The organism is Silicimonas algicola, from assembly GCF_003148765.1.
Lineage (GTDB): Bacteria > Pseudomonadota > Alphaproteobacteria > Rhodobacterales > Rhodobacteraceae > Silicimonas > Silicimonas algicola.
Map to the genome: position 1 here is coordinate 195,618 of NZ_QGGV01000007.1, position 9,622 is coordinate 205,239.

At 62.0% G+C, this 9,622-nt stretch carries 12 protein-coding genes and 1 pseudogene; 10 read left to right on the forward strand and 3 right to left on the reverse strand.

The window, feature by feature from the left end; all coding sequences use genetic code 11:
• The first annotated feature begins 25 nt into the window (after positions 1–25).
• Positions 26–1,540, forward strand: a complete 1,515-nt coding sequence (locus C8D95_RS15565) for a TrkH family potassium uptake protein (protein WP_241239833.1) — start codon at positions 26–28, stop codon at positions 1,538–1,540.
• 114 nt (positions 1,541–1,654) lie between these two features.
• Here C8D95_RS15565 and C8D95_RS15570 read toward each other — a convergent pair whose 3' ends face one another.
• Complete coding sequence (locus C8D95_RS15570) at positions 1,655–2,722, reverse strand: DUF475 domain-containing protein (protein ID WP_109760141.1); 1,068 nt, start codon at positions 2,720–2,722, stop codon at positions 1,655–1,657.
• Positions 2,723–3,015: 293 nt separating this feature from the next.
• Positions 3,016–3,639 carry an exopolysaccharide biosynthesis protein gene (locus C8D95_RS15575; protein WP_109760111.1) on the reverse strand — a complete coding sequence of 208 codons (624 nt, stop codon included), beginning with the start codon at positions 3,637–3,639 and terminating at the stop codon, positions 3,016–3,018.
• 325 nt (positions 3,640–3,964) lie between these two features.
• Between C8D95_RS15575 and C8D95_RS22850 the strand changes: the two genes are divergently transcribed.
• The 9 genes from C8D95_RS22850 to C8D95_RS15615 all read left to right on the forward strand — a co-directional run bounded on the left by C8D95_RS22850 (position 3,965) and on the right by C8D95_RS15615 (position 8,490).
• The gene (locus tag C8D95_RS22850) at positions 3,965–4,711 is read left to right on the forward strand and encodes a tyrosine-type recombinase/integrase (RefSeq protein ID WP_338143054.1); all 747 of its coding nucleotides are present in this window, start codon (positions 3,965–3,967) and stop codon (positions 4,709–4,711) included.
• 43 nt (positions 4,712–4,754) lie between these two features.
• Entirely contained in the window at positions 4,755–5,237 is a 483-nt protein-coding gene (locus C8D95_RS22855) for a tyrosine-type recombinase/integrase (RefSeq protein ID WP_338143053.1), read from the forward strand.
• Entirely contained in the window at positions 5,234–5,812 is a 579-nt protein-coding gene (locus tag C8D95_RS15585) for a hypothetical protein (protein ID WP_109760112.1), read from the forward strand. Before C8D95_RS22855 ends, C8D95_RS15585 begins: the two co-directional genes overlap by 4 nt.
• Positions 5,813–5,943: 131 nt before the next feature.
• Positions 5,944–6,120 carry a helix-turn-helix transcriptional regulator gene (locus tag C8D95_RS15590; RefSeq protein ID WP_109760113.1) on the forward strand — a complete coding sequence of 59 codons (177 nt, stop codon included), beginning with the start codon at positions 5,944–5,946 and terminating at the stop codon, positions 6,118–6,120.
• Between the two features lie 108 nt (positions 6,121–6,228).
• The gene (locus tag C8D95_RS15595) at positions 6,229–6,420 is read left to right on the forward strand and encodes a hypothetical protein (RefSeq protein WP_109760114.1); all 192 of its coding nucleotides are present in this window, start codon (positions 6,229–6,231) and stop codon (positions 6,418–6,420) included.
• On the forward strand, positions 6,421–6,753 hold the full coding sequence (locus C8D95_RS15600; protein WP_109760115.1) for a hypothetical protein: 333 nt from the start codon (positions 6,421–6,423) through the stop codon (positions 6,751–6,753).
• Positions 6,750–6,929 (forward strand): hypothetical protein, encoded by a 180-nt coding sequence (locus C8D95_RS15605; RefSeq protein WP_109760116.1) that lies wholly within the window; start codon positions 6,750–6,752, stop codon positions 6,927–6,929. The genes C8D95_RS15600 and C8D95_RS15605 overlap by 4 nt, the downstream gene beginning before the upstream one ends.
• Positions 6,926–7,135 carry a hypothetical protein gene (locus C8D95_RS22320; protein WP_109760117.1) on the forward strand — a complete coding sequence of 70 codons (210 nt, stop codon included), beginning with the start codon at positions 6,926–6,928 and terminating at the stop codon, positions 7,133–7,135. Before C8D95_RS15605 ends, C8D95_RS22320 begins: the two co-directional genes overlap by 4 nt.
• The gene (locus tag C8D95_RS15615; protein WP_109760118.1) at positions 7,132–8,490 is read left to right on the forward strand and encodes a phage/plasmid primase, P4 family; all 1,359 of its coding nucleotides are present in this window, start codon (positions 7,132–7,134) and stop codon (positions 8,488–8,490) included. Before C8D95_RS22320 ends, C8D95_RS15615 begins: the two co-directional genes overlap by 4 nt.
• 916 nt (positions 8,491–9,406) lie before the next feature.
• On the opposite strand, the pseudogene C8D95_RS22325 reads toward C8D95_RS15615, so the two are convergent.
• A pseudogene (locus tag C8D95_RS22325) lies at positions 9,407–9,622 on the reverse strand (hypothetical protein); the annotation flags it as partial.

The following is a 9,622-nucleotide window of genomic DNA, read 5'->3' on the forward strand; positions in this document are numbered from 1 at the left end:
TCGCGGCGGTAATTTTAACGCACCGGTGCGCGAAGACGACGTCCGGTCTCCGCTGCGGGCATTGAATTTCCTGATCCTGCAGCCGATAAAGCCGAGGCTGCAACAGCGGAGCCCGTTCCAGGTCGTGAAGTTCGTCATCTTCGTGAACGGTGCGCTCCTGCTCGCGCTTTCGACCATCATGGGGCTTATTGCCGTCATGTATCCCGAGACGCGGTCCGTCTTCGGTCGGGCGGCCCTCATGGTCGGTCTTGTCGGCGGGTTCGTCATGATCGCGAATGGTCGACCGGATAGTGGCCTGAAGCCGATCCACGCTTTTCTGCTGACCTCGAGTATCTGGATGAACGCAGCCGTCGCAGGCGCGGTGCCGCTGGCCTTGTGGGGTCTGTCGGCGACCGATGCCTTCTTCGAGGCGATGTCCGGCATCACGACAACCGGGTCCACGATCATGTCGGGCCTCGATACAACGCCGCACGGAATACTCCTCTGGCGGGCGGTCCTTCAGGCGATCGGGGGGATCGGCTTCATCGTGACGGGCGTGGCCCTGCTTCCCATCCTCAAAGTCGGCGGCATGCAGTTGTTTCGCACGGAAAGCTCCGAGAAGGGCGACAAGGAGATGGCCAACGCCGCGCGGTTCGCGCTTGCGACCGTCGTGGCCTATGCAGCCCTCATGGGCCTGTGTGCCATCGTCTACGCGATCGGCGGCATGTCCCTGTTCGACGCCACCACGCACGCGATGACCACGCTTTCGACGGGGGGCTATTCGACCTACGATGCCTCCTTCGGACACTTCGACAGCGCTTTCCTTCAATACGCTGCCACGGTCTTCATGCTGTGCGGCGCCCTGCCGTTCGCCTGGTACATTCGAGCCGCCGTGCGGCGCAAGGTGGCCAGCGAGCAGGTAAGGCATCTTGTGCTCTTCGTTCTCGGCATCAGTCTTCTGCTGACGCTCTGGTTGGTCAATGTTTCGGACAAACCGTTCGAGACGGCTTTCCGGCATGTGATCTTCAATGTCGTCTCGGTCGTCACGACCACCGGATATGCCACCACGGACTACACCACATGGGGCTCGTTCGCGGTTGCCGTGTTCTTCCTTCTGACCGCGGTCGGGGGATGCACCGGCTCCACGGCAGGCGGGGCCAAGATGATGCGCTGGATCGTCTTCTTCCGGCTTACAGGCAGGCAGGTACAAGTCATCCACTCGCCTCACGCTATCGTGGCCGCCCGCTACGAAGGCATGGTGATCGAAGACGACGTGATGTCCGGCGTCGTTACGTTCTTCACCCTCTACTTCGGAACGATCGTGCTTCTGGCTGCCTCGCTCTCGGTCATCGGTCTCGATTTCCAGACTGCAGCGAGCGGGGCTCTCACGGCTGTGGCGAACGTCGGCCCGGGCGTCGGATCGATCATCGGTCCGGCGGGCAACTTCCAGCCCCTCGATGACGCCGCAAAGCTGGTCCTGGCCTTCGGGATGTACCTTGGTCGTCTTGAGCTGCTGACGGTATTCGTGCTGTTCATGCCGCTGTTCTGGCGCGAAGTCTGACATCCTTGCAGCGTCTCCGGTGAGGCGAGCCAAATCCGAGACGTCCTTGCCTGGAGCCACCTCGTGCGGCGGCACGGGCGAGCCTCTTCCTGTCCGCCGTTCTTGCGGTGCATACTACTCTTGGCCCGAGTGGGCCGGACCCTGCACCAATCGGTTCCACCTGAGCGAGGACCAGAGAGAAACGCCGATTAGAGCGGCCCCGCCGAGCCCGGTAATCACTTCCGGGACGTGAACCAGCGACTGCGCATACATGACGACCGACAAGGCGATGATGGCGTAGAAGGCGCCGTGTTCGAGGAAGCGGTACTGCGCCAGCGTGCCCTTCTCGACGAGCATGATGGTCATGGAACGCACGTACATGGCCCCGATCCCCAGACCGATGGCGATAATGAACAGGTTCTGGGTCAGGGCGAAGGCTCCGATCACACCGTCGAAGGAAAACGACGCGTCGAGCACCTCGAGATAGAGGAAGGCCCCCACTCCCCCTTTGGCGGCGGTACTCAGCGTCTCCTGGGTGCTGTCGAGCAGTCCGCCCAGGACCTCGACCAGCAGGAAGGTCAGAAGTCCCCAGATCGCCGCGCTGAAGAAGAGACGCTCCTCCGGAGGCTCCTGCAGACGGGAGAAGATCAGGATCAGTACCAGGACGACGGTCACTTCGACACCCCGAATGGTGGCGTATTTTGCCATCCGATGCTCGACCCACTGGACCCAGTGGACGTCCTTCTCGTGATCGAAGAAGAAGCTCAGGCCGACCATCATCAGGAACGTGCCCCCGAAGGCCGCGATCGGCAGATGCGCCTCCTGCATGATGCGGGAGTACTCGGCGGGTTCGACCGCAGCGAGGACCAGAGCCTGCCAGGGGCCGATCCCTGCGGCGATGACCACGATCAGCAGGGGAAAGACGATCCGCATCCCGAAGACGGCGATCAGGATGCCCCAGGTGAGGAAGCGGCGCTGCCACTCGGGCCGCATATCCCTCAGCTTGTTCGCGTTGACGATCGCATTGTCGAAGGACAGCGAGATCTCGAGAACCGCAAGCACGCAGCAGATGAAGAAGATGGTGAGCGTACCGCCGAGCGTGCCGGTCATCTGCCAGCCGAGAAAGCCGCCCAGAAGAAGCCCGAGTGCGGTGACGATGAAGGCCCAGCGGAAGTAGCGCAGCCATGACGTGGCAGAGGTCATCGCGCGCACCCCCGGAAGAGGGTCATTGAGGTCGACATGGGGAGTCAAGTTCCAGGCGGCTGGAATGAATCGCGGTGCCGACATCACGGAAGCGCCGCCACTTCCGCCAGAGGGGCCCGGTCACCGAACATTGCCCTGCATGGCAGGATGCGGCGACGCTATCGTTGCCGAGGGTGCTGTTCAAGGGGGAGGTGCGGTCGTGGCGCGCGTCGCACGTCCCGACTCGTGGAAGTCGTGGCCGGGCGGCCAAAGGCTCACCGCGATGGCGTCTTCCTTAATTCCGTCCGCGGAAGCTAGGTGATGATGGCCTCTGCTCCCGATGCAAGGGAGACCAGGATGGCAGCCGTCAGTGCGACAGACAGGAGGCCCATCACGACCCCTGCGATGACCGTAAGCCCGTCCCGCTCGACGAGCCCGATGCCGACCGCAAGAAGTGAGATCGCGGGAAACCAACCGCTCCCGGGGACCGGCAGAAACAGGGCAAAGGCAATCACGAACAGCACCGTTCCGAGAAGGCGCTGGTTCGAGCGGCCGAACAGCGCCGGGAAACGGGGCGACAGAACCTTCTCCAGCCTTCTGGTCACGGGTCTGAGCCTCAGAACGGTCCGCCGCAGTTTTTTCGGGTCAAGCTCGACCCGAGCCAGCCGCGAGGGCAACCTTACGTGCCGGTAGCCGAGCGTCATCTGGAGCGTCGTCCCCAGCAGCGGAAGAGCCGTTACCAGCGAGGATCCCGGAGGGAGCGGCAGGAACGTCAGCAGGGCGAAGAGAACGATCGCCCAACCGAACGACGAGTCCCCAAGCGCCGTCAGAAGACCCCCGATCGACAGCCCGCCCGCTCGATGCTGCTCCCTTGTCGTTCGCAGGATGGGGAGTGCAAGAGACGATCGGCGATGCCTCAGATCCGGTCCGTGCTTCACGCGTATCTCCCTCTTTGGCGTATATCACCGTCGGCAGACAAAAATTCAACCTGAACGAGACGTTCGGGTGTCCCTGATGAGGAGCGACGGGGTCATGCGAGGGCAAACTCTGGCGAATTCGCAACAGGCTAGCGGCGAGCGACAGGATCCATCTCTAAGCGACTGCCTTTATTGGCGGAAGGGGTGTCCGCAATTCTAGTGTCGGGGCGCGTCGGAGTAAGTCTGCCGCGCCCCTTATTTATCAAGGCTATACGAAATTCTGTTGTCGGATAGCGTCGGCCTGAATATGGTGCAATCGGACAGCTTTTGGCAGGTAGGAACTCAGGTGCCCAAAAAGGCAAAAGAACTCTCCGCCATAGAAGTGAAGCGCCTCGCGCACCCCGGCAAGGGAATCAATGCGACCTTCGCTGTTGGCGGTGTCGACGGTCTGCTCCTGCAGATCACCCCGACCGACGCGCGTTCATGGTTGCTTCGATACAGCGCCAAGGGCAAGCGGCGTCACCTCGGCCTCGGCCCCTACCCCGATGTGACCCTCGCAGGCGCCCGTGAGCGCGCCAGGGACGCCCGTGACAAGCTTTGGCAGGGCGTTGACCCCTTGGAGGAACGCCGCGCCGCTAAGGCCGCGCTGGCAGCCGCAGAGAAGCGGGGGCTGACGTTCGCAAAAGCGGCCGACAGGTTCCTCGCGGCGAAGCTCGGCGAATTCCGCAACGAAAAGCACAAGGCGCAATGGCGCGCCACGATCGACACCTACGCCGCGCCGAAGATCGGCGACATGCTGGTGGACGACATCAAGGTGCAGGACGTACTTCGTGTCCTCGAGCCAATATGGACGACCAAGACCGAGACGGCCTCGCGGCTTCGCGGCCGGATCGAGTCGATCCTCGCTTGGGCGACTGTGGCGGGACACCGCACGGGCGACAATCCGGCGCGATGGAAGGGAAACCTGGACGCCATCCTGCCGAAGCCCGGCAAGGTCGCGCGCGGAGAACAGCCCTGCCCTATCCCTCGCCGATGCGCCGGCATGGTTCGCCGACCTGCGCGCCAGAAACGGCTTCGCAACGCGCGCCCTTGAATTCGTCGCCCTGACCGCAGCGCGATCGGGCGAGGTTCGCGGCATGACCTGGGCCGAGTATGACACGGCCGAGAAGGTCTGGACTATATCGGGCAAACGCATGAAGGCAGGCGCGGATCACCGGGTTCCCCTCTCGCCCGCCGCCGTGGCGCTGCTCAACGACATGGAGCGTTTCGAGGGCACGGATCTTGTCTTCCCGGCGCCGCGCGGCGGGCAGCTCTCAGACATGGCCCTGAGCGCCACTATGCGCCGGATCAACGAAGCGCGGGAAGGCGGCTATCTCGACGCCAGGTCGCAGCGCCCCGCGGTGCCTCACGGTCTGCGCAGCACGTTCCGCGATTGGGCGGCCGAGCGAGGCTATCCCCGGGACATGGCCGAAATCGCACTGGCACACACGGTCGGATCGGAAGTCGAGCGGGCCTATCGCCGGACTGACATGCTCGAGCGGCGGCGGGCGATGATGGACGCGTGGGCCGGATTTCTGAGCGGCGAGGCGTGCGGCAAGGTCGTAAGGATCGGAGCATGACTCAAACGCGAGGGAAGCCCGCGCTGGCCTTTACCCATAACGGCGGTTTTGTCCGCGACATCCTGCCGGAGCACATCGAGGCGGCATACATACAAGCCTATGACGAAATCGCTCCTCCGACTTTCGTCAGCGAGGCAGCGAACCTCCTAAGATTTCGGATTGTCGACGTCGATAATCCGCGGAAGCGGTTCACGGAAGCGGACATTAAGAAGGTGAGGGATGCAGCCAAGAGGCTTCGCTTGGCTCTTTTGGCCTTTCCAGATCAAACGGGGCTGCTGCAATCGTTGGAGCATCGCATGAAGCGTGAAGTCAATTCTGGCGATCTACACACATGGGTGGCGCTATTGGAAAGATCAGACACCGCACGGCCCTATCAGGCGTCGCGCAGCTTCAAATGGGCAATCAGTGAATTGGCCAAGTTTCTTCGGGCCGAGGGAAAGTCGCCTGCGAGGAACGGGACGGGGCCCTTTTTTCGCCTAGTCGAGGGAATCGAGCGCCAATACCCTGGTCTGATGTTTCCCACCGAAACGGTTGGGACCGGCAGACAGCAATACATTTCGCGGGCTCTCAAATAAGCTGAGAAAGCGGGTTTATTTGTAGTCGTCCGGACGCGGACATCCAAAGTTACACAACGGCATCCGACCGAAACCAGCGGACGCCAAACTCTCACACCGGCGTCCCCTTAGACCGCAAAGGATGCCGCCAAGTGACTTACGTTAACGACAGGTTCCTCGCCGCCCGCTGGGGCGTCACGCGCACGACGCCGTGGGACTGGGCGCGGACAAAGCCGGACTTTCCCCAGCCCGTGAAGCTGTCCGAGCGGTGCACCCGCTGGAAACTCGCCGACATCGAGGCTTGGGAGAAGCAGGCCGAGACCGCCTAAACGAAAACCCGCCGGCAGGGACATGCGCGACGGGTTTCCACGGAGTTTCAGGGACTTCTGGATCATACCTGATCAGCGCGCCCTCGGCAATAACGAGGTTCGAGCACAATGAACGAATACTCCCGCTTCGACGTCCGGCGCTCTGCCGCATTCGAGACGCTGAAATCCTTCCACAGTCGCGACGAGGCGCAGGACTTCGCGCGAAAGATGGCGATCGCCTGGAAGGCCGACATGACCGTCACGACCGTGACGATGGCCCACGTCCTCGGCAGCGATGGCCTCGCGGAATGGGAGTTCTAGATGACTTCCACCCTCTCCCGCCACATGAAGCCGGCGCACAAGGCCGCCTCTCGCGCCCTGGGTTACGCCCTGACCCTCGATGATATGGAGGGCTGGGAAGCCTTCTCGGCCCTGATCGAAGCGCGACTGAGCGAGCGCGAGCGCGCAGGCCTGGCGTTCGCGGCGCTTCGCTCGCAGTCCGAAACCCACGCCGCCTGGACGGCAGAGGCGGCCGTCAACGACGTTGCACCTCCCGAGGTGCCCACGATCCTCGACACGCCAACTGGGCGCGCGGTGATGATCGAATGGCGCGAGAAGCGTGACGCCAAGGAAAGACGCGAGGTATCCGCATGATGGAGATTGTCCAAACGCGCAGAGGTTTCTTCGTCGCTTTTGTCGTCGGCGAACAATGCCAGATTAACGGACCGATGTACGCCCAGGAGGCCCTGTCGGCCGCGGCGACGCAATGCGCCCGCGCCGGACAGCACCTCAGCATGGTGACGCATTCCGATGCGAGGCATCTCCAATGAGCGGCGAAGTTGAAATCATCGGAGGTTGGGACGGCGAGCATTCCTATGTTGTGATGCACTGGGACCGTCACCGCGACTCTGGTTGGGCCGCCGCTGCTTTCAAGTCTCGTGGCGCAGCCCTGACATTCGCCCTCGCCTACGCTCGCGAGCACGATTGCGAGATGCCGAGCGCGGAGATCATTAACCTGGCGGAGACTCGCAGATGACGATCGCGGACCTCGATATGACGCCGGGCGACGTCGACCTCTCAGAGGACGGTGTCGCACGCGCCTTCGCCGAGATGCAGGCTGGATACCGCCTTTACGACAATGACGCCGGAAAATGGTTCGTATACGTTGGCGACTGCTGGCAACTCGATCACACCCAGAGCACCACTTTCGCCGCTCGGGAATTGGTCAACACCGTCTCTTTCAAGATCAATTCGAACAAGCGCACCAGATATCGCTCGTCTTCCTTCGTAAGTGGTGTCGAGCGGCTGGCGCGCTCTGATCCGGCACTGTCGGTGCGTCAGGAAAATTTCGATACTGACCTCTGGCTTCTCGGCTGTCCGGGCGTGACCGTCGACCTGCGCACCGGCAAGCCGCGTGAACCCGACCCACGCGACATGATAACCCGCCTTACGTCAGTCGCGCCTGCGGAGACGGCCCATTGTCCGCGGTGGGATGACTTCCTTAGCGAGGCGACCGGCGGCGACGACGACATGAAAGGCTTTCTGCAGCGGTTCCTCGGGTATTCCCTCACCGGATTTACGACGGAACATGCCCTGATCTTCGCCTGGGGCGGCGGCGGAAACGGCAAGTCGGTGTTCCAAAATACGGCCGCGAATATCATGGGCGATCACGCCACCCACGCAGCAATGGAGACATTCATATCGAGCAGGCAGGACCGCCATTCGACTGAATTGGCATACCTCCGCGGCGCCAGGCTGGTCACCGCTTCCGAGACCGACGAAGGACGCGCATGGGCAGAAGCGCGCATTAAGACTTTGACAGGCGGCGACCCGGTGACAGCACGTTTTATGCACAAAGACCCCTTCACCTTCATTCCTCAATTCAAGCTTCTGATCGTCGGAAACCATCAGCCGGCCCTTCAGAGCGTTGATGACGCCGCCCGGCGCCGGTTCAATATCGTTCCCTTCACGCGCCGCCCGGAAAAGCCGGATCCCGACCTCGAGGCCAAGCTGCGCAAAGAACACCCGCAGATATTGCGGTGGATGATTGACGGCTGCCTCGACTGGCAAGCCAACGGCCTTAAGCGCCCGCAAAGCGTCCTGGACGCTACCGCCGAATATTTCTCGGAGCAGGACTTCGTTGGGCAGTGGCTCGGCGAAGTGGCCATCCTCGAGCCCGGCAATCCTCACCGCTTCACATCGTCGGCAGACCTCTTCGCTTCCTGGAAAGCCTATGCCGAGAAGGCGGGCGAAATGGTCGGGGCGCAGAAAGGGCTTGCCGGCAAGCTACGCCGCTTCGGGCTGACGACGGAAATGCGGTCGATCGGCGGGCAGAAGCTGCGCGGCTGGGTCGGTGTGTCGCTCAAAGTGCGGGCGAGTGGCCATGACTGATGCGGTAACAGGTAACGCATGGGAACACGAAATCGGCAAACGATGCTTGCGCGCGTGTATGGTGTGTTTTTCCCAAAAAGCGTTCCGTTCCGTTACCCGTTACTCGAAGCAAGTGCAAAGTTGCCCGAGCCTCCGCAAATTTGCGGACCCTGCCGAGGGGGTACCCCCTACCCCCCAGCAGATATTGCGCATGCAGCAGTCACACCGGTCAGGGATCGCGCTCGGTGTCAGAGTTTTGACCATCCCCCCGGGGGCGGGAGGGTCAACCTCCCCAGCCTCCGCCTTCCTGACGGCTATGAAAGAAATATCAAACCCCACTTTTCGCGCACGCGCGCATCACGCGCGGGGGGCGGGACGAAAGTCCACAGCCTCCGTCGCCCTGACCGGCGCGCCGGGCGGAAAACTTTCACATTCACAAAATGGAGAATCAGATGGAAGGACGTCCTAGAAAGCCGCTTGCCCTGGCAGTCGTCCAAGGCACTGCATTGTTCTGAAGTCGACCGACTAGTTCGGCTCCGCACCTGCGCCGGTTGCTCACCCCGCGCCGAACGGCGTAACAGAAACGATCGAGACTCTAATCGCCACCGGATGAAAATTCAGTGGCAGGTCAGAGTTCTTCTGGAAACGTCGAGCGTAAGCGCTAGGTCCGACACAGTTGGGGGACGCATGGCTTCGGTTGTGACCGTGATCCTTTGGCCATTGCGCCTAGCTGTTTCGGTCTTCTCGTACTCAAGACCTCTAAAATACGCCTCAATGCGCGTCTCAAGCTCGTCGACTGACTTGAAAACTGTTGTGCCTCGCGTAGCCATCACAAGTACACTAGCATGCGACCGAGCGCCCTTCCAAAGGTTGGGCTGCCAATTGCCCGGCGTGCTTGCACGTCTCGCTCAGATCTTAGCAATAATCCAATGATGAGCTACAATGACCGCCCGTGATCATCAGCCATCCGACTGCTTTGTTCAGATGACCGGGTCGAGCGCAAGATGACCGTTACGCGCGGCCCGGCCTTTAGGCGTGCAGCAAGGCTCCCCTGGTCACGGAACGCCTCCCAGTTCCAATAGAGGTCGTCCGTCCCGCCGCCTTCCGAAATCCGGTCGGTGAGAAGAATGGCGGTGGCGGCGATGAAGGCGGG

Excerpts from the sequence above, each read along its gene's own strand:
- C8D95_RS15570 (WP_109760141.1), bottom strand. The coding sequence starts at position 2,722 with ATGACCTCTGCCACGTCATGGCTGCGCTACTTCCGCTGGGCCTTCATC.
- C8D95_RS22855 (WP_338143053.1), top strand. The coding sequence starts at position 4,755 with ATGACCTGGGCCGAGTATGACACGGCCGAGAAGGTCTGGACTATATCG.
- C8D95_RS15585 (WP_109760112.1), top strand. The coding sequence starts at position 5,234 with ATGACTCAAACGCGAGGGAAGCCCGCGCTGGCCTTTACCCATAACGGC.
- C8D95_RS15595 (WP_109760114.1), top strand. The coding sequence starts at position 6,229 with ATGAACGAATACTCCCGCTTCGACGTCCGGCGCTCTGCCGCATTCGAG.
- C8D95_RS15600 (WP_109760115.1), top strand. The coding sequence starts at position 6,421 with ATGACTTCCACCCTCTCCCGCCACATGAAGCCGGCGCACAAGGCCGCC.
- C8D95_RS15605 (WP_109760116.1), top strand. The coding sequence starts at position 6,750 with ATGATGGAGATTGTCCAAACGCGCAGAGGTTTCTTCGTCGCTTTTGTC.
- C8D95_RS22320 (WP_109760117.1), top strand. The coding sequence starts at position 6,926 with ATGAGCGGCGAAGTTGAAATCATCGGAGGTTGGGACGGCGAGCATTCC.
- C8D95_RS15615 (WP_109760118.1), top strand. The coding sequence starts at position 7,132 with ATGACGATCGCGGACCTCGATATGACGCCGGGCGACGTCGACCTCTCA.